Genomic DNA, 22154 nt, shown 5'->3' with positions numbered 1-22154 from the left:
GTTAAGCATAAAAGGCATTAAGCCATTGTTGCCAGTCGTGTTCTAGGCGCAGCATTTGCTGATGCTTTTTGGCATTTAAGTGTTTGTTTTCGTCCTCGGTTGCCATATAAGGGCCAACACGACAAAGTGGGCAGTGATTTGGGGTCAAATAATGCGGCAAAGTAAGATGGCAGCTTAACTCGCTATGCTGTTTTGGGCTAAATACATAGGTAATACCGCTGGTGTCTTTTACGTGTTTATCACGGTCAACATTGCGAATTTTATAACCAGCAAAGCGGCTAATATCAAACGGCATTTGCCCTAAATACTCAGCGTTTAAATGTGCATTTAAACTGCCTTCTATATTCCACTCCCGATAAGGCTTTACGTCTTTTGAAGTGATATAGCACAGCATTGGGCCATTGGGGTTAAGTGCATACTCGTTAGCGTATTTTATAAATTGGTGCAGTAAAGCACGATTAAATACGTTCATACTGGTTTGTTGAGTATTGTTTTCAAACGCTTCGCGGCCCACAAAGGCAGGAACAAGCGGAAATTGAAAAATAACCACATCAAAGCTATGTAAGTTAACGTTTAGGTTTTGCCAGCACTGGGGTTTTGTAACATCAAAGCTATTAAGTACGGTTACTTTATTGGTTTTTAAAGTGCTTAGTGCATTGTCTTGGTATTTATGCTCAATAGTGGCTGCGTCATCAAACGTAGAGGCAACCAATAAGCTCGGCTTTAGGTGCTGATGCAGCGCGTTAGAAAACGATAAATCGCCATCGCCCACAGTGAGTATTTTCCATTTGGGATTTAGGTACATAAGTTATTTAACCTGGACTCTGGTTAAGAGATTTACTAACGTATTGAATCATATTTATATTTAATTTTACTTTCTCTAGCCAGAGGTTTTCAGTGAAAACAAGGCGAATTTACGCGTCAATAGCTGGCCTATTGCAAGTAAATTCAACGCAGTTAGCGCTGAAAGTAGCTGCTTGAGATCAGGTTATTTAGTATTTTTATCGCTATTTGCAATGATAACGTCGGCGTTATTATTTAGCGCTTGTTGCTCATATAAACGCAGCATGGCTAAACGTGTTTTTAACCCTTCAATGGCCACTTGCTTAAGTATAAGGTTAAAGGTAATTAAAATTGCGAACATAATATGAATAGGGCCATGGGTAAAGCCAGCGTCTATGTCGTAAATAGATAAGCCAAACAAAACAAATAATACCACCATAAGTATTTCAATGAGTTGATTAGAATAAAAGCTCAGACGGCCTTCACTTTTATGATCTTTTTTTATACTAATGGCACAAAAAAATGGAATAACTTTAATTTTAAATACCGCTTTTTTTTCTACGTAGTTTTCGCCAAGCGTATTAAGTTGCTGGCGCAATTGGTCAATCATGGTGTGCCCTTAAGCGCAATAGTTTAAATTAGTTAGGGTAAATGCTCATACCAATAGTAAATATATGGCATACAAACACGACAGAGGTAAGTACAAAACGCATTTTTTGATAATCTTTATGGTAACTTTGCCATTGCGGTGAGGCTTTTTCAAAAATAAGCACCAACCAAAAGCTTACCGCTAACCACGCAAGCGCCCATTCAACTGGTAAAAATGATAAAAACGGTACAGGTATAACTACAATAACTGCTTTTATAGCATTACTGTAACTTTGCTCACCAGCGCGCCATAAGTTACCCGCCATAAAGGCTAAAATAGCAATGCTGTAAAAAGTAAAAAACTCTAAGTTTACACTGTCACTGCCAAACATTAGTGGCCAACCAACACAGCCTAAAAATGGGAGCAAGCCCAAGTAGCCTAGTTGTATGTGGTTAATAAATTTTTCCATAACAGCACGCCTCGTTTATATGGTGAGTATTTAGCGCGGCTATTGTAACAGTATTACTAATAGCTACCTTAAAAAATTGCGTATAAAAGTAATTTGCCAAACCGCCATCTTAAAAACTGATTGAATCAATCTAAACAATCAATTTTATTTAAATTATCATTAGTCTTATAGTATTAATCAAGCCAACGCAGAAGGTCGTTTAAAACGATAGCGTTGATTACTTTTTAAATACATTAAACATAAATGAGGAAATACCATGAGCACTTCATTAATCAACACAAAATTACAACCATTCAATGCAACCGCTTACCACAACGGCGACTTTGTAGAATTATCTGAAAAAGACGTACTTGGTAAATGGTCTATTTTCTTCTTTTACCCAGCTGACTTCACTTTTGTATGTCCAACTGAACTTGGCGACATGGCAGATTATTACGCACAATTACAAGAAATGGGCGTAGAAGTTTATTCAGTATCTACCGATACTCATTTTACTCACAAAGCATGGCACGACACGTCAGACACAATAGGTAAAATTACTTACCCTATGATTGGCGACCCAACAGGGCGTATTACACGTAGCTTTGGCGTAATGATCGAAGAAGAAGGCTTAGCACTTCGCGGAACATTTGTAATGAATCCAGAAGGCGAAATTAAAATTATCGAAACTCACGATTTAGGTATTGGCCGTAGCGCTAAAGAACTCGTTCGTAAAGTACAAGCTGCACAATATATTGCAACGCACGACGGTGAAGTTTGCCCTGCATCTTGGCAGCCAGGTGAAGACACACTTGCACCTTCACTAGACCTAGTTGGTAAAATCTAAGTACTCTATTTACCAAGTAAGGGCAGGTAACTGCCCTTAAATCAATAAACATCCGTTTGTTGGTGCCTCCTATTTCAATATACTTGTTTAAGCACATGCATTATTTGGCATGGGAGGCTTGCTGTTTAAATTTTCTAAAAGGGTTAAGCCATGTTAGATAACAACATAAAAAATCAATTAAAAAGCCATTTTGAATCGCTTACTCAACCTGTTGAGCTGCTTATCGCCTTGGACGACAGCAAAAAATCAACAGAAGTAGCAAGCTTAGCAAACGATTTAGCCTCACTAAGCGATAAATTTACGGTAATAAACAACCCAGACACAAGCGCACGACGCCCGTCAATGGTTGTACATTCACCTATAAAAAACACCCATATTACGTTTGCGGGTGTACCTATGGGCCACGAATTCACTAGTTTAGTGTTAGCGCTATTGCACACTGGCGGGCATGCCAGTAAAGCAAAAGCCGAGGACATTGAACAAATAAAGTCGCTCGACCAAGCGCTTAATTTTGAAGTGTATATAAGCTTAAGTTGTCAAACCTGCCCACAAGTAGTGCAGGCTTTAAATACAATGGCAGCAACGAATAATAAAATTAAAGCCACCATGATAGATGGCGCGTTATTTCAAGGCGAAGTAGAAGAGCGCAACATTTTAGCTGTACCGGCTGTTTATTTAAATGGCGAACCATTTAGCCAAGGTGCACTAAGCCTAACCGACATACTCAATAAAGTAGATAGCAAAGGTGCACAGCGCCAAGCTGAGTCGTTAAGTAAAAAAGAAAAGTTTGACGTGTTAGTTATTGGTGGTGGGCCTGCGGGTGCATCGGCTGCTATTTACTCAGCACGAAAAGGGTTAAACACCGGTATTGTTGCAGATAGATTTGGCGGACAAGTAGCCGATACTTTAGCAATCGAAAACTTTATTTCGATTAAAGCCACCGAAGGGCCAAAACTGGTAGCACAACTAGAAGAGCACGTTAAAGAATACGATGTAGATGTAATGCATAATCAACGCGCAGCTAAGCTTAGTCGCAATAATAATGGTTACGAAATTACTCTAGAAAATGGCGCGGTACTGAGTGCCAAGTCGCTGGTACTGGCAACAGGCGCACGCTGGCGCGAAATGAACGTGACTGGCGAGCAACAATATCGTGGCCACGGCGTGGCATATTGCCCACATTGCGATGGGCCCTTATTTAAAGGCAAACCGGTTGCGGTAATTGGTGGCGGTAATTCAGGTATAGAAGCCGCGATTGATTTAGCCAATATTGTAGAGCATGTAACGGTACTTGAATTTGCCGATACATTACGTGCCGACGAAGTACTTATTCGCAAAGCTAGCAGTATGGCTAATATTACTATTATTAAAAGTGCACAAACAACCGAAGTACTCGGCGATGGCAAAAAAGTAACCGGTTTAACTTACACCGACCGCGTAAGTGGCGACAGTAAGCAACTCACTCTTGCGGGCATATTTGTACAAATTGGTTTAATACCAAATACAGAATGGCTAAAAGACAGCGAGCTTGAACTGAGCAAATTTGGTGAGGTTTTAATTGATGCCAAAGGCGCAACATCACTCCCAGGCGTTTATGGTGCGGGGGATGCAACCAATACACCATTTAAGCAAATAATAATTGCTATGGGCAGTGGTGCAACAGCCAGTTTAGGTGCGTTTGATTACTTAATTCGCCACAGCGATGAAACAGAGCAAGCTTAATTTAGTTAATCTGCATCAGGTTAGTTAAAAAACGTCTCTTGATATAACAGCAAAAATACACCCATAGCTGTTTGTTCACCCAAGCCGCCCTTCTCCAAAGGCGGCTTTTTTTAATATTTAATTTAGGGGTTAAATAAACACTGATTATTTTTGTTTTTTTAACATGCAGCGTTTATAAGCTGTATGTTACTTAACCCTGGTAATGCCGACTATTATACACACAGCTCCACCGATCATACCGGCCCATGCTTCTATTGGCGTGTCGCCACTTAGCGCGCGGCTAACTTGTGAGCCAGCTGCTTCATAAACATCATACCCCCAAATAGCCAACGCAACGCCAATAATAATAAGCACAATACCAATCACTTTGTTATTCATAATAGATCCTTACTTTTTAGAGTGTTAGTTAAAAATACTTAGTAAATATAGTAGTTAAATAATAGTAAATAAGCTAACGCAATTTATGATTATTTAATAGGTTGAATTTGGCGTGTACTCAGGATTTATATCGCCGCCCACTTCCTCAGGATCTACATCGTTTATAAGGAGTGTTTCGCGCACGGCTTCAATATGATCAAGTACGGTTTGATAGCGTTCGCCGTATTCGTATTTAGTCACCTCGATTGCTTTAGGCATGTAGGTAAATGCTATTTTAAGTGCGTGCAGTGCTTCTTGATTTATTTTTTCGTTCATTATTATCTCTCTTAAATATGTATTAAACGTAAGCTATGGTTAATAAAATAACACCAAATACAATGCGGTAAATACCAAAACTTACAAAAGTAAAGTTTTCTAAAAAGCGGATAAATAATTTAATTGTAAAATAGGCCACTATAAAAGAGGTAATAAAGCCTACAGCAAGAGCGGTTAAATCGTCAAAAGTAAATAAGTCATAATGCTTTAGCAAATCATACCCAGACGCTGCAGCAAGTACAGGTAAACCAAGTAAAAATGAAAATTCAGCGCTGGCTTTGCGGTTTAAACCACACAACATAGCACCTACAATAGAGCTACCCGCACGGCTAGTACCAGGAATAAGTGCGAATACTTGGGCTATACCAATCCATATTGCTTGCTTATAAGTCACTTGAGTAACATCGGTAGTGGTGCAGTTTTGTTCTTTATAATTGCGCTCTAGCAGTAAAAAAATCACGCCACCAACAATAAACATAACTCCCACAACGGGTACGTTAAATAGTGCTTTTATTACGTCACTAAAAATAAAAGCAATAATGCCTAAAGGAATAAATGCGATGGCTACTTTTATCCATAAGTTAAGATGTTTTGGAGTGAACTTATCTTTATAGTTGGCAAGTACCGCTAAAATGGCGGCTAATTGAATAATTACGCCGAATGCTTGATTAGTAGCCGTTGCTTCTATACCCAACCATTGCGCTGCTACAATAATATGCCCGGTTGACGAAATAGGTAAAAACTCAGTAATACCTTCAATAATACCTAAAATAATTGCGTTAAAAATGTCCACGTTCAATGTGTTCCTAAATACTTAATAAAAAATACAATGGGAGTTGCTAATGCTCATAATATTTCATGAGAAACAATACATAACTCACTTATCAAAATTCCGCCATAGGATAAGAGCTTATTAACAATATCTAAAGTGTTTTAATGTTTATTTAAAATAAAGGGCAGTAATTTTAAATATACAGCTTAAGTTAGTTTTGAATTAAGCTAAAAATGCTTTTGCGGCGTCTACACCCATTTGGTAGCCAGTGTTAAGGGTTGCAAGCTTTTTAGTGGTACGGCCCACTTTAAAATTAACTGGTGGCGCTATAATATTTACCCGGCAATCAGCGGGTGGGTTATTAATAAAATCAATACTTTGGTTATAAACATCGGCTCTGGTGAGGGTTGTGTTAATAAGTGCCGGGTAGTTTTTATATATTTTTTTAGTTAACCATGGTGCTTTACTTGGCCTTTTACGATAACCCAAAGGCTGAGATAAAATAACGGTTATTTCACGTGCACCCATTTCATACGCTTTTATAACGGGAATAGAGTCGGCTACGCCGCCATCGGTCATGGCTATATTATTAATTATTGGATAGTCGCGATACGCAATAGGAATAGCACAAGACGCTTTTAATTGCTCGACCATATCGGTGCTGGTGGCTTTTAAGTAATGGGCTTTACCCGATTCGATAGCCGTAGTAACAATATAAAAGTCTGCCGGGTTTTGCGCAAACACTTCGGTGTTTAGCCGTATTTCACGAATGGTTTCTTGCCATAGCCAGTCTAAATCAAATAAATGGCCACCCTTTATAAAGCGCGCAAGATTAATAAACTCAGGACGACATGAATAGTCGGTGATCACTTTGTAATTGCGCATTGGTTGCTTGCATAAATAGGCTGCTACATTTGTAGCCCCTGCAGATACGCCAAAATAACGTGCAAATGGTTGATAGTTTTGTTTTAAAAACTCATCAAGTACACCGGCTGCAAAAATACCGCGCATTGCACCCCCTTCAACAACCAAAGTGTGTTTATGTTGATTTGTCATAACGATATATTCCTTACATCATTTTTTAATGCTATCAACTTAGTTAGCAAAGTGCGAGGGAGGAGGTAGGCGATTATTTATTATAAATACTCAACAAAATAAACGGGCAGTGTTTAATTGCCCGTTTATTGTTATTTTAACGGTTTAGAAAAATATAATTGCTGTAGGTTTTTAAATGCTTTGAACCCACATTACACCAACTTCTTTTTTAGTTACTTTAACTTGCGTACCGGCGCTAATGGGCTGTTTGCTTTTAAGTTGCCAGCTAATGCCAGAATACTGATGAGTACTTAACCCTTCAATAGTCACATCTTGGTTAAGTACAAAAGTCAGCTCTGCAAAGTCGCTATTAACTGGTTTACGCTCAACATTATTTTGCATCCGCTTTAGGGGCTTCCAAAGCAATATAGAAATTGCAGCTGTTATTAGAGTATTACTCCAAAGCGCAGTGGTCATAGAGTCGGCTAATATTCCCATACTCATGAGCAGCCCGGTTATAAATAACGATAAGCCAAAAAATAACAATATAAAGGTAGAGAGCCCCAATACGGCTACTTCTATGATCAGCGCAAGAACCCCAAGTACCATTAAGGTTTGTGGTAAATTTTGGGTAATAAATTCCATACCGACTCCTTTATTTAGTTATTAGCCTTGATGCTTTTTATTTAAGCTATTAATAATGGCCATACCTTGTGCAACCATTGAGCTTGCATCGGTGGCATTATCAGGAAGCAATACAATTGATGACTCTCTGGCAATGGCTTCTTTTGCGGCTATTGCTTTAGTTGCTAAATCAAGCTGGATTGCTTTTTGACCTTGCTCTGTATCGGCAGCTTCACCCACTTTACGCAGGGCTTCGGCTTGTGCTTCGGCAACTGCAATAATTGCTTTAGCTTCACCTTCTGCGCGTAAAATTTGTTCTGCCTTTTCACCTTCAGCACCTAATACCTGTGCTTGTTTACGCCCTTCGGCCACATTGATATTGGCTTGACGGTCACCTTCAGATTCAAGTATTTGTGCGCGTTTAACTCGCTCTGCTTTCATTTGTGCTTCCATCGCTTCCATTACAGATTGTGGTGGCACAATATCTTTTATTTCGTAACGTAATACTTGAATACCCCAAGGCTCTGCCGCTTGGTTGATAGAAGTGACAATATTAGTGTTCAGTACGTCACGCTCTTCAAAAGTTTTATCTAATTCCATTTTACCAAGCTCAGAACGCATGGTTGTTTGCGAAAGCTGAGTTACAGCAAATATGTAATCATCAACGCCGTAGGTTGCTTTATATGGGTCAAGCACACGGAAATACAAAACGCCATCTACAGTAAGCGAAATATTATCTTTAGTGATTGCCGACTGTGAAGGCACGTCTTGTGCTTGTTCTTTTAAACTGCGATCTGCAGCAATACGATCAATAAATGGGATAATAAAGTTTAGACCTGCTTCTTTAGTTGATTGATACTTACCAAAGCGTTCTATTAACCAAGCGCGGTTTTGTGGTACAAATTTGACACTACTTTTTAGCAGTACTAAAACAAAAATGAGTAAAAACGCTTCAACGGTAAATATTGTATTGAGCACTTGTGCAATCGGGTCCATGTAAATATTCCTTCTAATAATAAAGAGTTAACAAGTTGAATTGTTAGTGTTGTTTATAATTTCAACGTTGCTAGAGTAACATTACTGATGTGGTTTCACTATAAAATAGTCAGGGTCTGTTGATCTTTCAAGGTTAAATTTACAGCAGTGTGTTTGGTATTTAGGCAAGGCAGAGCCTATGTGGTGTGGTTATTCCCCATAAATAGGCGATAACGTAGCATCAATGCCAAACATGCGCTGCCCGAAGGGTTCTGCCTAGGGGCGATTGACTCTTTGTTACTCGGTTTTCACTTAGCCCACTAGGTTACAAACCTCGCGCCGTGATTAAATCGCCCCTAGTTTGAACAAATTTTAATCCGCAAGGGTCAACAGACCCTAGTAAGGTGATATTCAATTACTTTCAAAAAACTGACAAATTTTATTACGGCCCGTTTCTTTAGCTTCATATAAGGCTGCATCAGCATTATTAATAATTGTTTCGGGGCGGGTGTTTTTAGTTGGATATGCGCTATAAAAGCCCACGCTAAGTGTGAGTGTTTTTGCAACACTAGAGTCGCTATGTACTATGTTTAGCAGCGCTATTTTTTGTTGTAATAATAATGCAAATTGGTGGCACTCTGCTGCGTTAAGCGAAGGCAAAATAATTGCAAATTCTTCCCCACCATAACGCGCAGCTAAATCACCTTCGCGCCTGCAAAGTTTATTTAGTGTTTTAGCAACTTGCTTAAGTGCGTCATCGCCTTTTTGGTGGCCATAATTGTCGTTATAGCGTTTAAAAAAGTCTATATCGCACATAATTAAGCTAAGTGAATGCTTATTACGAGCACAACGTTGTATTTCACTTTTAAGTGTTTCATCAAAACAGCGGCGATTGGCAATATTAGTTAAACCATCGGTATTAACTAATAAACTTAATTTTTGATTAGCAGTAATAAGTTGTTGCTGGGCTAGTTGCAGCTTTTTTTTGTAATCTATATTTTTTAATGCGTTGGCAATTATTTCGCCCACTAATTTTATTCTGATCAGATCAATGTGTGTCCATGCGCGCTTAAAATTAACACAGTCACAGCCTATAAAACCAATAAGCTCTTTATCAAAAAGGAGCCCTATGCATAAAACAGATTGTATTTTTTGTATCTGAAACTCAACTTTTTCAGCGTTTGCTGCTTGAGGTAATTTTAAAACATCGTTTACCTGAAACAAATGCGTAGCGTTCATTACTTCAAAAAAGTAGGGTAGCTCGGTTTTTGGCACATTTTGTAATCTTTGTTTGAAAGGTTCAATGCCTTCATTCACCCATTCGTGGGTGTTAGTAATGGTTTCGTTGTCGGTATTAAATTCAAATAAATAACTACGATCGGCAGCAAATGCAGTGCCAATGGCTTTTAACGCAAAATTAATATGCAAATCTATATCATCATTTTGTATGTCGATTAAGTCTGTTGATATTTCAGAAATAACCCGATCAAAATTATAGAGCTCAATTACATCGCTTTTTAAAGGCTCTAAACACAACATAGAAACAGAATCAGATAATTGGGTAAGGGCGATATTTAACGGTATGCTTTGTTGTTGTTTTTTTAGCTGTATATTAGTGCTAGTTTTTGAATCGAATAATGACTCAATAGCAATATGTTTATTATTATGCACGCTCAGGAGGGTGACAGCATTAAATGCAGCGCTATCTAAATTGTCGCAATGCTTTAAATCAAATAAAATTTGCGCCGCAGTATTAACACAATAAGTATTATTTTTATTGTCGTATAATAAAATAGCTAAACTGAGTTTATTTAAAACCTGCCACAATTTTAGTATTGAGTCATCACTCACTTGTTTCTCCAAGCTAAACATTAAACGTTATTATTTTTATAATATATTGTTATTTTTATACCTTTTTAAATACTTTTAGTACAGAAGTTTCTATTTTCCCAATTTTTTAGTGCGTTTATTAGGTTTACGTATTATAATTGATACTGTATATCATTACGTATTCCCCGTTGAGCTTTTTCGAAGCTTACTTTGTTTTAAGTATAGGTACTTAAGTATTTCATGACCGAAATAACGACACATAAAGCTTCCCGTCGCCGTTTATTAATTGCTTTGGCGATCACCTGCTCTTTTATGGTTATTCAATTAATAGGCGCATATTACGCCAACTCACTAGCAGTATTAGCCGATGCAGGGCACTTGTTTGTTCATAACAGCTCTTTATTTATTGCTTTAATTGCCTCGAGCTTGGCGATTCACTTTGCTAAAACCTATAACGATGGCTATCAGCGTGCTGAGTTAGTAGGAGGCCTTATAAATGGCTTTTTATATTTAGCAATTAGCTTGGTTATATTGTATGAAGGTGGCGAGCGTTTTATGCACCATCATGAAGGCAACGAGCTTGAAATAAATAGCTTTTTAATGTCGGCCATTGCCGCGCTTGGTTTTTTGTTTCATGGTGCCGCTGCTTGGGTGTTATATAAAGGCCGTAAAGCAAGTATTAATGTATATGCGGTGTTTTTACACTCGTTTTTTGACATTATATCTACTATTTCTACTTTTATAGCCGGAGTGTTAATTTACCTGACTGGTTGGGATATTATCGATATTTTATCGAGCATGTTAATTGCTTCATTCGTTTTATTCACCGGTATTAAGGTTATTATAAGTTGCGTTAAAGGGCTGTACATAAATAAAGATAAACTCCCTAAAGTAGCTAAAGTTGAGCAAGCAATTACCACAATTCAGCATGTAAAAAATGTGCATAATGTAACTGTAGTACGAAAAGATAAAACGGTAATAGTGGGTGCGCATATAGTGCTAAAAAAACACTGCACCATTGAAAAACACGATAAAGCATGTCGCTTAAAGGTCGAAAACCTGTTGCGTTCAAAATTTAATGTAACAAATAGTGTGTTACAAATTGAAAGTAGTTGCAGTAGTGTTAATTAAACTTGGCAAATTGCAGCATATGGCTTAGTTTAAGCTATATGTAAATAATAGCTGTTGTAGGAACAAATTGAATCAACAGCAATTTATTGGAATCTAATTATGCCTTTACTAGCAAGTAAGCATCGCTACTTTAACTTTATTGTGTCGTGTTTATTTGGTATTACCGCTGCTTTTGTAAATACCCTACCAATCTTATTTATTAATAGTTCTGAGTTTTTATTAGGGCAATTTTTTGTTCTTTTAAGCTTATTATTATTTGGCTGGCGCTATTCGTTAGTTGTGTTTACTTTAAGCACCCTAGGCATATTTTATCGTTGGGGGCATGCTTGGCCTTCAATCGTTTTTGGTTTAGAAATACTATGGGTGTACTTTTTTTGTCTGCGCTATTCTAGGCCTTTATTTTTTAGAGGAATGCTGTTTTGGCTTGTAGTAGCAATGCCATTACTGTGGGGGTTTGGGCATTACTTTCTTAATATTAGCTTTTTACCTTTGGTTACTGCGCTTGCTAAATATTGTTTAAATGCCGCCATTTATTTATGCGTAATTGATTTATTTAGTTTCTTTTTTAATCGCCATTCTTGGTCTCGCCATTATGGTTCTTTGTATAAAATCCTTAATTATATTGTAACTTTGCTCGTTATTTTAGTGGTAGTGCTTACCTCAATTGTGCTTATTAATAACCATTACTCTAGGGTTGAATACGAAATAAACGCACAACTAAACGAAAAGTCCCAACAAATAGCGCAAAGCCTAGATTTATATTTAGAAAACCATCGCAAAGCAGTAATACTGACCGCACAAAATATTAGCGTAGGGCATAGCCCACAAAGTGCTATTGAGCTTTTAGGGAAGTTATATCCTGGGTTTATAACTGCTATAAGTACCGATGAACTTGCCAACGTAAATTACTTTTATCCCACAACGTCAAAAACACAGCAGTTAAAAGGTAAGGCTGTTGCTAATGTTGCTGATCGCGATTATTTTTACCAAGCAATTGATTCTCAAGATGGATTTATTTCTGGTATTTTTAAAGGAAGAGGGTTTGGACAGCAATCAATAGTGGCAATATCGGCCCCTGTTTATAATAACCAGCAATTTAAGGGGATAGTAGAAGGCTCATTGTTATTTGAAAACTTTAGTGATTTACAACCTACCTTATTTAAGCGCCAAGCCGACTTAATTATATTAGATAAAAGCAATCAGGTAGTATTTTCAACCTTAAATGACTTTAAGCAGATGCAAACCCTTAGCAAACAAGATGTAGTTGCGCTGCAAAGCCTTAAACAAACAAGCGCATTTACAGCAACAAACGCGCAGCAATATTACTCAAAAGACACTACATCGGCATTAAATCATTGGCGTATTTTTACATTAATGAATAAAAAGTATGCCAATAATGTTGCAGCCCAAGCGTGGGGGCAATCTCTGGTGTTGATCTTATTTATAATTGGACTAACCAGTGTTTTTATTACGCAGCTAAGTAAGTGGTTAGTAACGCCGATAATAAAGTTAACCGAGCAAATAGATAACTTCGAAACCGATGAACAAACAGTAGGGTTAGTTTCGCATACTAATACCTGGTACGAGGTTGAAAAGTTACAACAACAGTTTGCAAGTTTAGCCCTTAAGATGACTAATAACTTTAATAAGTTACGCACCGCAAACTGTAAAAATGAAGCGTTGAATAATCAGCTTAAAAATTTTAATTTAAAGCTTGAGCAACAAGTTAAAGATAAAACAGAAGAGCTAATTAAAGCTGTAGGGGTTGCTAATAAAGCAAATAAAACTAAGTCATTATTTTTGGCCAATATGAGCCACGAAATTCGCACTCCGCTTAATGGTATTTTGGGCATGACTCAGTTGCTAATAAAAAATTCTAAAATTGCTGCCGATGAACAAAATGAGCTGCAAATGATCCAACAAAGTGCCCATAACTTACTGCTTATTTTAAATGAGATACTCGACTTTTCTAAAATAGAAGCTAATGCGTTAAAGTTAGATGTGCAACCAACTGAAATTAAAAAACTAATACGCCAATTAGCCACTGTTTTTGATAACTCGGGATTAAGCGCTAACGTTACATTTAAGCTAACTATTGCTCCAGAATTACCGCCATTTATAGCGTTAGACTCACTACGCTTTTCTCAAGTTATCAACAATATACTCAGTAATGCGGGTAAATTTACTGACACTGGTTTAATTACTATGGATTGCTTTGTAGAGGATGATTGTTTGTTCATTAAAATTACCGATACTGGTATTGGTATTTCTGCGCTGCAACAACAAAATTTATTTATAGAATTTACACAAGCTGATGTTTCCACTACCCGAAAATATGGCGGCACTGGGCTTGGGCTAACAATTAGTAAACGATTAATTGAGCTGATGGGCGGCTCGCTTACCCTGCGCAGTGAAGAAGGGGTAGGAAGCTGTTTTAAAATAAAAATCCCACTCATTCTAAGCCAGGCTCCAGTTAAGGAGATAGCCGACAGTTCTGTTCCCGATTTAGCAGCAAAACGTATTTTAATCGTAGAGGATAATCCAATTAATCAAATAGTAATCACCAAAATGATGATTGCAACGGGATGCGAGATAAAAACGGCAAACGATGGCCTTGAAGCGTTACATTGCTTAGAAAGCTACCCCGCAGATTTGATTTTAATGGATTGCCAAATGCCCAATATGGATGGCTACCAATGCACACAAAAAATACGCAAAATGCCAAATGATTGTAAAAACGTATTAATTTTAGCTATTACTGCCAATGCGTTTGCCGAAGATAAAGAAAAATGCTTAAACGCCGGTATGAATGACTTTATAGCCAAACCCATCAATAAAAATGAGTTGTATCAGTGTATTAATAACTTATTTAAGCCTAGTTGAACAATACTAACAGCGAGCAGAGTAGCTTTGTTTTGGTGTTCGTATTAGAGTGAGCTAGTTACAAGCAGTTAACACTAAACAGGACAGTGGAGGAAGTATGAGCAAAATGAGTAATGTGGATGCTTTACGCAGTGTGTTATTAATTATTGATATACAAACGAAACTTGAGCCAGCCATAGCTGACTTTAGCGCTATTTTAAAGTGCTCATTACAGTTATCGCAAGCCAGCTTAGTGCACAAAATACCGACCCTTATTACAGAGCAATATAAAAAAGGTTTGGGCGCAACCAATCAAACCTTACAGGATGTTTTGCCACAGGCTGACTATTTTCATAAAACCCACTTTAGTGCCTGTGCAGAGCCCGGGTTTTTAGCACAACTCGCTAAGTATACTCGCCCGCAAGTCGTGGTTATTGGTACCGAAGCGCATGTTTGTGTGTTGCAAACATGCTTAGATTTATTGCAGTACGGCTATGAGGTGATCATTGCAGTTGATGCGATAGGTTCACGTAACGAAAATCACAAAATAATTGCTACTGAGCAACTACGCCAAGCCGGTGCGATCATTTCCAGTACCGAGAGCATTATTTTTCAATGGACCAAGCAAGCAGCAACACCTAACTTTAAAAAGATATTACCTATTATTAAATAGCCAACTTTGTTTGAGCTTAAACTTATTAGCTTGAGTAAATAACAATTAACTAGGTAAATATATTTAAACAAAGTAATTAACTTGTTTGCTTTGTTAAGTTAAGTATAATATTTCAGCATTTTTTGCTTGTTAGGGGTAACCGATGAACTTTTTTAAACTTTAATACGTATTACCTCGCTTAATTTTATTAAAAAACTTAATTTAAGGCTACTATGTCTAGTGTTGCGCGTTTATTTACGGTTATTTTTAGCCTCTTATTTATAGAATCAATAGGTGTTGGTTTATATTTTGGCACATTGAGCGAAGCCTTTATTGTTGGCTTACCGCTTTGCTTATTACCAATTTGGCTATTAAAAACCCAACCTAATAGTGCTTTAACGCCCCACGTTGTCGCTGCAGCCATTATGATGTTTTCTTTTTTACATATTCAACAAACCTATGGCTTGATTGAAGTGCATTTTGAAATATTTATTTTAATGGCGGTGTTAATTATGTTTGTGCAATGGCGTGTTTTTATAACTGCTATTGTGTTTGTTGCTGTACATCACTTATCGTTTTATTACCTACAAACTCAAAACACAGGTTTTTACGTGTTTGATCCAGATAGGCTTGCCTTTACAACAGTGCTAATACACGCAGGTTATGCCATTGTTGAAGTGTTTGTTGCAGGCTATATTGCTAAAACATTGCAGCGCGAACGTAGTGCTGGGCTATCGTTAAGCTCAGCAACAGAGCAAATAATGCAAGACCCTAATCATATTAAACTTTCTTTACGTGCTGATGATCAAAAAAGCCAAGCGGTAGCCGGCTTTAATACCTTATTAGAGTATTTGTCAGATGTAATTAAACAAGTAAAAACTCAATCAGAGTCATTAAAGGTAAGCTCACAAGAGCTGATCCAAGTGCACGACGAGTTAACCGAAGGTGCAGATCAGCGCACCCAACAAACCGACGATATTGCAAGTTCTGGTGCGCAAGTTGCTCATGGCTTTAAACTTGTTGAGCAAGAAAGTGAAGTATTAAAACACCAAGTAGATAATATTACTCAAGCTGCGACCAATGCCTTGCAAGAAGTGTCACAAACAGACAGTAAAAGCAGAGAGCTATTAACACTACTTAATCATACGGAAGAGCAAATAAATCATCTTGTTGGCGCAGGCGACGTAATATCGGGTTTACTTAATGAAATATCGGGAATAGCAGATCAAACTAACTTACTGGCTTTAAATGCCGCAATTGAAGCCGCTAGAGCCGGAGAGCATGGTCGTGGCTTTGCTGTTGTCGCATCAGAAGTGCGCTCACTTGCTACTAATAGCCAAGCAACTACGGCTAAAATAGCCGCTACCTTAAAAGACTTGGTTAGCAATAGCCGCACATCTACTCAGTCTATGAGCCAATGTGTTGATTTTGTAGTCGACTTAACAAAAATAAGCACCACGATGAAAGAAAACATTTCATCTATGAGTGAACAAATTAAAGCGGTATCAAGCAGTACTAGCTCAGTGGCTCAAGTAGTTGCCGAGCAAGCGGGTAATACGGCGCAAATAGCACTAAGCACAGACAAAATGCGCCAAAACCAATACCAAGACACAAAAATAGTTAAGCAGTTAACAGCTAAAGTACAGTTAATTGACGTAAGTATTGATGTATTAGAGCAAAGTATTGCAAAATTTAAGTAAGTCGAATTACTTTATTGTAGGGGTTGTTGCCGCGTGGTTTATACTGGTTGTGACTGGGCTGGTGTACTTTCAGCTTGGGCAACTAAAGCCGTTTGATGAATCGCAAATGCTAAAGCAACAAAATTGGTTTGAGCAATTTAAACAACAGTTAGTGGTTAGTAATACCGTGGCATCGCTTGTTATTATTACAGAGCAAAATTGCGGTTGTACTAAGCAAGCACAAGCGCACATTACGACGTTGCAAGCATTTGCAAAAAGTAAAGGACTTGCCGTGCAAGAGTTGCAACTTACACAACAACTTAAGCAAGCCATTCCAGCAACCCCTGCTGCTGTAATTATTGATAAAAATGGGGACTTTGTTTATGCCGGGCCGCTATCCGAAGGACTAGCGTGCTCGCAAGGAAGCGGTTTTGTAGAAACTGTTATTAGTAACTTAACAGCTGGGTTTAATTCACAGTTATTAATTGCTGACACTAAAGGCTGCTATTGCGTTACGAGTACATAGGCAAAGCTTTTATTTATATAGAATAATCAATTGCAAATGAGAGTGGTTAGCATTAACATGCGTTCACTGTATTATTGTTAGTTATCTCTCATGAAATTTACTCTTTTATCTATCGCAATCTCATCAATTATATTTAATTCTGCCAGTGTATTTGCCGCCGAAGAAGCTGAACAATCAACAACAGCACCGCCCTCAACAATACCGCTCAATAGCGCAACGGCTCAGAATAATATTGAAAAAATAGAAGTAGTAGGCCGTGCTTTTTCGTTATATAGGCCAACCGAGTCAGCATTTGGTACCCGTACAGATACCCCCTTAGAAAAAATACCTCAATCGATTCAAATATTACCGCAAGCGTTAATTAGTGACCAAGCAGCACGTCAAATTACTGATTTATATAGTAACATTGCAGGCGTTAATGGCTTTAGCTATTCGGGCGTAACATTTAGAGGCTTTCGTCAAGACGAAATTTTATACGATGGTGTAAAAGGTGACCCTTTTAATGGTTTTGCCGTACCGCAGTTATTTAATATTGAGCAAGTAGCAGTGCTTAAAGGCCCAAGTGGCGCGGTTTATGGTAGTGGTAATCCAGGTGGCATTATTAACTACATGACTAAAAAACCACAATATATTGCTAAAACTACAGTAGAACTAGAGCTTGGCAATGATGACTTTTTTAGTGGTGCTTTTGAATCTACAGGCAGTGTAAACAACGAGCAAACACAAGCCTACAGAGTGGGCGTGTATAAAGAAAGCCAAAATCCGTTTAGGTATAACACCGGCGAAGACAACACCATTATCGATTTAGGTTATCGCTTTGACTTTGATAATGCGTCAAATTTAGTGCTGCAATACACTAATATAGATCAAGACTTAGCAGGAGCCCGTTTACGTGGCGTACCTGTAGATGATAACGGCGACTTTATTGCTAATCGTGAGTGGAACCATAACGAAGCAAGCGATTATCAAAAAGTGTCAGCTGATGTGTATCAGGCAACCTATAAAAATGAGTTAAATGATATATTTAGTACAGATGTAACAGCGCGTTACTTTACTAATACCGAACAGCAAAACTATCACGAACCGCGGGGCTTGTTAGATACCGATAATGACGGTGTAGTTGATTGGAGTGAACGTGAATTTAGAGATCAAGCGCGCGAAAACCAAGGCTTGAGTTTAACTGCTAATTTAATAGCACAAACAACGATTGCGAATATGGAGCATGTGTTTTTAGTAGGCGCAGATTATTATGCTGCTAAATTTGATGCTATATACCGCACCGCCAAACAAGCAAGTAAAGGCGGACCAGTACCTGGACTATCGTTAATAAATCCGCAATATGGTTTAACATCGGGCGCCGATTACGACTTACAAAGTATAACCCCACGATTTGTTAGTACTGAATCTAAAAGGCTCGGGGTTTATGTGCAAGATCAACTAGATATTACCGAAAAGTGGAATATAACAGCGGGGCTACGCTACGATCACTTTGAAGATACTGATCAGATCAGCAATACTGAGTTTTCAGATAGTGATGTTACGGTGCGTATTGGCACCAGTTATAATATTAACGATACGTTTTTTCCATATGCGCTTTATGGTACAGGCTTTTTGCCGCAAGATGCGGCAAGCCAATCTGAGTTAGTAGGTGGGCCATTCTCCCCAGAAAATAGCTATATTACAGAGTTAGGCTTGCGCACTAAATTATTTGATGACTCCTTGGCGATTAATATCGCGACCTATCAAATTGTGCGTAAAAATATTTTGCAAACAAGCTTACTACAAAATGATTCGGGTATTGACCAGCTAGAATCGCTAGGTGAAGTGCAAAGCGATGGCTTTGAGCTAGAGGTGGTTGGCGACATAACCGATAGCTGGGTAGTAACGGCCAGTTACGCGTATAACGATACCCGTATAAACGAGCAAAGCGAAGGCTTTTCAGCGCAAGCTGCTGGTTCTGATAAGTTTGCCAATGCCCCCCAAAATACTGCAGGCATATGGACTCGCTATGACCTACCCAGCATTAACTCATCTATTGCTGCTGGCCTTGATTATGTTGATCAGCAAGTAAGTTTAGATGGCACCCATGTAAAGCCCTATACTATTTACAATATGGCCTGGAAAACTCAGTTAGAAAACTGGACGTGGCAAGTATCAATTAAAAATGTGTTTGATAAAGAGTACGCATCAAGCGGCTTTATTAATCGCACTGGGCATTTTCCGGGTGAGCCAAGACGTGTTTACTTATCGGCTAAATATCAGTTTTAATACTTAAGCTGATGTGAAATTAAAAGCCCTCGTTTATGGATAATGAGCAGAGGGCTTTTAATAATAAAAGTATTGAGCCTAAATAGTTGCTATGCCATATAGCCCTAACAGCACAAAAACACTGGCTGCAATTATTCGTACTTTATTTAAAGGAATGCGTTTTAGTAGCGCATTACCTGCATAAATAACCGGTACGTTAGCAATTAACATGCCCACAGTTGTACCAATAGTAACCCACAACACCGATTGATATTGTGCGCCAAGTAGCACAGTGGCTATTTGTGTTTTATCGCCAATTTCAGCAATAAAAAACAATACAAAAGCGACTAAAAATGCGCCATAGCGATCGTATTTATGGCTCACGGCTTCATCTTTATCAGGGATCAGCAGCCAAAGGCCAACCACAATAAAACTAGTATTCACAACCCAAGGTAGGTACTCAATAGCAAAATTACCACTAAGCCAATCTCCAAACCAAGCAGATAAGCCATGATTAATAATAGTTGCGACTAATACACCTAAAATAAGTGCAATTTTATTATGAAAACGAGCAGCGAGCAGTAACGATAAAAGCTGAGTTTTATCGCCTATTTCGGCAAGGGCAACAGTGACGGTTGAGGTTAAAAAAACTTCCATTATTGATTCTTACAGGCGGGAATACTAAACCAAGGCAAATAGCTATCTCCCGCCTTGAGGATAGTTATCTACCTAGGTCTCGCCGATAATGCTTGCTACAACATTACAAACTTACCACGCACGTGAGGTGCAATTATGTTGATAAGTTTACTTGTGACACCAATAATATTAAAGCGTGGTTATTGTAGCGATATACAAGGCTATAATTACTCACTTTTCCAACACGATTGATATTACTAAGCGGGCTACTCCCCTAAGAGACGCGCATTATTCCACAAACCTTTTAGATAGTAAATCTTGAACCATAGATTAAGCGCTATAAGTAATTAAAACGAATAGCTTAAGCGTACAGGTGCTCAGTGGTTGTTTTAAAAATTGAATACAGGGCCTCAACGGACATACAATTTTGGAACATATACTTTTTTAAACAGTCGCTGATTATTTTAACCTGTGTAGCACTGCTTAAAATAAGATCAAAAAATAACATAATTAACTGCAAAAAGTGTTTGATAACCATTACCATTTAGATTAGTATGCACCTACTAAATGTAATTGAGAGTGGTTTGTATTCATGTATATTTGTCTATGTCACGGTGTGACCGATAAAAAAATTGAACAAACAATTGACGATGGTGCAACAACCATGCGTGAGTTAACTAAAGAGCTTAAAGTGGGCAGCCAATGCGGTAAGTGTTGTGGTTGTACTAAAAAGATCCTTAATCGTAAGCTTATTCAAATTGCCGATATAACGGATCAAGTGGCTTAATTTAGTTAAAAATTACATTACAAAATTTAGATAAAAAAAAAGCAGCTTTAAGCTGCTTTTTTTATGCGTGTTAATTACTATTACAGCTGCGACTGTAGGTAGTTTTCTAAGCCGGTATTTTCAATCAGTAATTGCTGAGTTTCTAACCAATCAATTTGCTCTTCTTGTTCATTTAAAATGTGATCAAGGGCTTCACGAGTAATATAATCTTTTTTACTTTCAGCCAGTTTAACTGCGCTACGTAACTCATCAATTGTATCAAGTTCAAAGCTCATATTGGCAGCAATCATTTCTTCGCTGTTTTCACCAATACGTAAACGGCCTAGGTCTTGAAGATTTGGTAAGCCTTCTAAAAACAAAATACGTTCAATTAAACGATCCGCGTTTTTCATTTTTTGAATTGATACTTTGTAGTCTGCTTTATCTAATTTACTAAAGCCAAAATCTTTAAACATACGTGCGTGTAAAAAGTATTGGTTAATACCAACAAGCTCGTTAGCGAGTACTTTATTTAGTGCTGCAATAACGTCTTTATCGCCTTTCATACTATATACTCCTACTAAGCCATTTGTGCTTGATGATAATTTTGCGTTCCAATCTTATCAATTAAACCAAGTTGCTGTTCTAACCAGTAAACATGATCTTCTTCGGTATCAAATAATAGTTTTTCTAAAATGGCACGAGATTGATAGTCTTGTTGTTCTTCGCATATTGCGATTACGTCTTTTACGCTAGCTACTACTTCAAGCTCAAGTGTTAAGTCGTTTTGCATCATGCTTTTAACATCGGTGCCAATTAATAAATCACGACGTTTAGTCATGTTAGGCACACCTTCTAAAAATAGAATGCGTTTTATTAACCAGTCACAATGATCTTTCTCTTCTTCCATTTCGTGGTTAAGGCGCTCATAAAGTTTAGCTAATCCCCAGTCATCGTACATGCGCGAATGAATAAAATACTGGTCAATTGCTGCTAATTCGTTGGCTAACAATGTATTAAATGCGTCGATTACTTTTTGATTACCTTTCATGATAGATCACCTTAACAAGTTCAATTGCGACCAGTGTAGTGCAAACTGCAGCTATTGCAAGTTTTCTCTATAAAAATCATTATGTTACTATTGGTTTTGATTCTTATTTAAGTTTGCGTTATTACTTGGTTTGTAAGCAGTTTTTAATTTTTATAATAGGTATTGTTAATTGAGCGAGATGAGGGTTAATACACATATTTTAATATAATCCTAAATTCGGATAATAAGTGCAATTTCTCAGATTAGATGGCCAGCTGTTATAATTCGGCCATTTTCTCGCCAAAGG

General features: G+C 37.8%; 22 protein-coding genes. 9 read left to right on the top strand and 13 right to left on the bottom strand.

Going from position 1 to position 22154, the window contains the following annotated elements; genetic code table 11:
* Position 1 precedes the first annotated feature (1 nt).
* The 3 genes from J5X91_RS14445 to J5X91_RS14435 all read right to left on the bottom strand — a co-directional run bounded on the left by J5X91_RS14445 (position 2) and on the right by J5X91_RS14435 (position 1841).
* The gene (locus J5X91_RS14445) at positions 2–805 is read right to left on the bottom strand and encodes a class I SAM-dependent methyltransferase (RefSeq protein WP_208835090.1); all 804 of its coding nucleotides are present in this window, start codon (positions 803–805) and stop codon (positions 2–4) included.
* 183 nt (positions 806–988) lie between these two features.
* A complete protein-coding gene (locus J5X91_RS14440) occupies positions 989–1393 on the bottom strand; it encodes a hypothetical protein (protein ID WP_011329893.1) in 405 nt (134 codons plus the stop codon).
* Between the two features lie 28 nt (positions 1394–1421).
* Positions 1422–1841: a DUF3429 domain-containing protein gene (locus J5X91_RS14435; RefSeq protein ID WP_208835089.1), complete on the bottom strand. Its 420-nt coding sequence runs from the start codon at positions 1839–1841 to the stop codon at positions 1422–1424.
* 256 nt (positions 1842–2097) lie between these two features.
* Between J5X91_RS14435 and ahpC the strand changes: the two genes are divergently transcribed.
* Together ahpC and ahpF are read left to right on the top strand one after the other, a co-directional pair.
* Positions 2098–2667: an alkyl hydroperoxide reductase subunit C gene (gene ahpC / locus J5X91_RS14430; RefSeq protein WP_011329895.1), complete on the top strand. Its 570-nt coding sequence runs from the start codon at positions 2098–2100 to the stop codon at positions 2665–2667.
* Between the two features lie 150 nt (positions 2668–2817).
* A complete protein-coding gene (ahpF, locus tag J5X91_RS14425; RefSeq protein WP_208835088.1) occupies positions 2818–4389 on the top strand; it encodes an alkyl hydroperoxide reductase subunit F in 1572 nt (523 codons plus the stop codon).
* Positions 4390–4575: 186 nt separating this feature from the next.
* Here the strand turns inward: ahpF and J5X91_RS14420 are convergent, their stop codons facing one another.
* From J5X91_RS14420 to J5X91_RS14390, 7 genes are all read right to left on the bottom strand, one after another.
* Complete coding sequence (locus J5X91_RS14420) at positions 4576–4767, bottom strand: DUF3185 family protein (protein WP_011329897.1); 192 nt, start codon at positions 4765–4767, stop codon at positions 4576–4578.
* Positions 4768–4860: 93 nt separating this feature from the next.
* The gene (locus J5X91_RS14415) at positions 4861–5082 is read right to left on the bottom strand and encodes a hypothetical protein (RefSeq protein ID WP_011329898.1); all 222 of its coding nucleotides are present in this window, start codon (positions 5080–5082) and stop codon (positions 4861–4863) included.
* 22 nt (positions 5083–5104) lie between these two features.
* Positions 5105–5875 carry an undecaprenyl-diphosphate phosphatase gene (locus tag J5X91_RS14410; RefSeq protein ID WP_208835087.1) on the bottom strand — a complete coding sequence of 257 codons (771 nt, stop codon included), beginning with the start codon at positions 5873–5875 and terminating at the stop codon, positions 5105–5107.
* Between the two features lie 201 nt (positions 5876–6076).
* Entirely contained in the window at positions 6077–6910 is an 834-nt protein-coding gene (locus J5X91_RS14405) for a patatin family protein (RefSeq protein WP_208835086.1), read from the bottom strand.
* Between the two features lie 171 nt (positions 6911–7081).
* Positions 7082–7534, bottom strand: a complete 453-nt coding sequence (locus J5X91_RS14400; protein ID WP_011329901.1) for a hypothetical protein — start codon at positions 7532–7534, stop codon at positions 7082–7084.
* Positions 7535–7555: 21 nt separating this feature from the next.
* Positions 7556–8509: a slipin family protein gene (locus tag J5X91_RS14395; RefSeq protein WP_011329902.1), complete on the bottom strand. Its 954-nt coding sequence runs from the start codon at positions 8507–8509 to the stop codon at positions 7556–7558.
* 390 nt (positions 8510–8899) lie between these two features.
* A complete protein-coding gene (locus J5X91_RS14390) occupies positions 8900–10339 on the bottom strand; it encodes a diguanylate cyclase (RefSeq protein WP_208835085.1) in 1440 nt (479 codons plus the stop codon).
* A 219-nt stretch (positions 10340–10558) separates the two neighbouring features.
* On the opposite strand from J5X91_RS14390, the gene J5X91_RS14385 reads away from it, so the two are divergent.
* The 6 genes from J5X91_RS14385 (at position 10559) to J5X91_RS14360 (ending at position 19436) form a co-directional block, all read left to right on the top strand.
* Positions 10559–11449 (top strand): cation diffusion facilitator family transporter, encoded by an 891-nt coding sequence (locus tag J5X91_RS14385; RefSeq protein WP_011329904.1) that lies wholly within the window; start codon positions 10559–10561, stop codon positions 11447–11449.
* Positions 11450–11548: 99 nt separating this feature from the next.
* Positions 11549–14332, top strand: a complete 2784-nt coding sequence (locus tag J5X91_RS14380; RefSeq protein ID WP_208835084.1) for a response regulator — start codon at positions 11549–11551, stop codon at positions 14330–14332.
* 97 nt (positions 14333–14429) lie between these two features.
* Positions 14430–14984, top strand: a complete 555-nt coding sequence (locus tag J5X91_RS14375; RefSeq protein ID WP_208835083.1) for an isochorismatase family protein — start codon at positions 14430–14432, stop codon at positions 14982–14984.
* Positions 14985–15196: 212 nt separating this feature from the next.
* A complete protein-coding gene (locus J5X91_RS14370) occupies positions 15197–16663 on the top strand; it encodes a methyl-accepting chemotaxis protein (protein ID WP_208835082.1) in 1467 nt (488 codons plus the stop codon).
* Positions 16647–17168, top strand: a complete 522-nt coding sequence (locus J5X91_RS14365) for a DUF6436 domain-containing protein (protein WP_011329908.1) — start codon at positions 16647–16649, stop codon at positions 17166–17168. The genes J5X91_RS14370 and J5X91_RS14365 overlap by 17 nt, the downstream gene beginning before the upstream one ends.
* A gap of 90 nt (positions 17169–17258) precedes the next feature.
* Positions 17259–19436, top strand: coding sequence for a TonB-dependent siderophore receptor (locus J5X91_RS14360; protein WP_208835081.1), 2178 nt, complete (start codon positions 17259–17261; stop codon positions 19434–19436).
* A gap of 78 nt (positions 19437–19514) precedes the next feature.
* On the opposite strand, the gene J5X91_RS14355 is transcribed toward J5X91_RS14360, so the two are convergent.
* Complete coding sequence (locus J5X91_RS14355) at positions 19515–20072, bottom strand: TMEM165/GDT1 family protein (RefSeq protein WP_208835080.1); 558 nt, start codon at positions 20070–20072, stop codon at positions 19515–19517.
* Between the two features lie 571 nt (positions 20073–20643).
* On the opposite strand from J5X91_RS14355, the gene J5X91_RS14350 reads away from it, so the two are divergent.
* Positions 20644–20838 (top strand): (2Fe-2S)-binding protein, encoded by a 195-nt coding sequence (locus J5X91_RS14350; RefSeq protein ID WP_011329912.1) that lies wholly within the window; start codon positions 20644–20646, stop codon positions 20836–20838.
* Positions 20839–20918: 80 nt separating this feature from the next.
* Here J5X91_RS14350 and bfr (J5X91_RS14345) read toward each other — a convergent pair whose 3' ends face one another.
* Positions 20919–21383 carry a bacterioferritin gene (bfr, locus tag J5X91_RS14345; protein ID WP_011329913.1) on the bottom strand — a complete coding sequence of 155 codons (465 nt, stop codon included), beginning with the start codon at positions 21381–21383 and terminating at the stop codon, positions 20919–20921.
* A 14-nt stretch (positions 21384–21397) separates the two neighbouring features.
* The gene (gene bfr, locus J5X91_RS14340) at positions 21398–21868 is read right to left on the bottom strand and encodes a bacterioferritin (RefSeq protein ID WP_011329914.1); all 471 of its coding nucleotides are present in this window, start codon (positions 21866–21868) and stop codon (positions 21398–21400) included.
* Between the last annotated feature and the right edge of the window lie 286 nt (positions 21869–22154).

Source organism: Pseudoalteromonas sp. K222D, from assembly GCF_017653575.1.
Lineage (GTDB): Bacteria > Pseudomonadota > Gammaproteobacteria > Enterobacterales > Alteromonadaceae > Pseudoalteromonas > Pseudoalteromonas nigrifaciens.
This window is presented reverse-complemented; position numbering and strand designations above follow the sequence as displayed.

Coding starts and splice junctions, on each gene's coding strand:
- J5X91_RS14445 (WP_208835090.1), bottom strand. CDS start 805: ATGTACCTAAATCCCAAATGGAAAATACTCACTGTGGGCGATGGCGAT.
- J5X91_RS14440 (WP_011329893.1), bottom strand. CDS start 1,393: ATGATTGACCAATTGCGCCAGCAACTTAATACGCTTGGCGAAAACTAC.
- J5X91_RS14435 (WP_208835089.1), bottom strand. CDS start 1,841: ATGGAAAAATTTATTAACCACATACAACTAGGCTACTTGGGCTTGCTC.
- ahpC (WP_011329895.1), top strand. CDS start 2,098: ATGAGCACTTCATTAATCAACACAAAATTACAACCATTCAATGCAACC.
- ahpF (WP_208835088.1), top strand. CDS start 2,818: ATGTTAGATAACAACATAAAAAATCAATTAAAAAGCCATTTTGAATCG.
- J5X91_RS14420 (WP_011329897.1), bottom strand. CDS start 4,767: ATGAATAACAAAGTGATTGGTATTGTGCTTATTATTATTGGCGTTGCG.
- J5X91_RS14415 (WP_011329898.1), bottom strand. CDS start 5,082: ATGAACGAAAAAATAAATCAAGAAGCACTGCACGCACTTAAAATAGCA.
- J5X91_RS14405 (WP_208835086.1), bottom strand. CDS start 6,910: ATGACAAATCAACATAAACACACTTTGGTTGTTGAAGGGGGTGCAATG.
- J5X91_RS14400 (WP_011329901.1), bottom strand. CDS start 7,534: ATGGAATTTATTACCCAAAATTTACCACAAACCTTAATGGTACTTGGG.
- J5X91_RS14395 (WP_011329902.1), bottom strand. CDS start 8,509: ATGGACCCGATTGCACAAGTGCTCAATACAATATTTACCGTTGAAGCG.
- J5X91_RS14385 (WP_011329904.1), top strand. CDS start 10,559: ATGACCGAAATAACGACACATAAAGCTTCCCGTCGCCGTTTATTAATT.
- J5X91_RS14380 (WP_208835084.1), top strand. CDS start 11,549: ATGCCTTTACTAGCAAGTAAGCATCGCTACTTTAACTTTATTGTGTCG.
- J5X91_RS14375 (WP_208835083.1), top strand. CDS start 14,430: ATGAGCAAAATGAGTAATGTGGATGCTTTACGCAGTGTGTTATTAATT.
- J5X91_RS14370 (WP_208835082.1), top strand. CDS start 15,197: ATGTCTAGTGTTGCGCGTTTATTTACGGTTATTTTTAGCCTCTTATTT.
- J5X91_RS14360 (WP_208835081.1), top strand. CDS start 17,259: ATGAAATTTACTCTTTTATCTATCGCAATCTCATCAATTATATTTAAT.
- J5X91_RS14355 (WP_208835080.1), bottom strand. CDS start 20,072: ATGGAAGTTTTTTTAACCTCAACCGTCACTGTTGCCCTTGCCGAAATA.
- J5X91_RS14350 (WP_011329912.1), top strand. CDS start 20,644: ATGTATATTTGTCTATGTCACGGTGTGACCGATAAAAAAATTGAACAA.
- bfr (WP_011329913.1), bottom strand. CDS start 21,383: ATGAAAGGCGATAAAGACGTTATTGCAGCACTAAATAAAGTACTCGCT.
- bfr (WP_011329914.1), bottom strand. CDS start 21,868: ATGAAAGGTAATCAAAAAGTAATCGACGCATTTAATACATTGTTAGCC.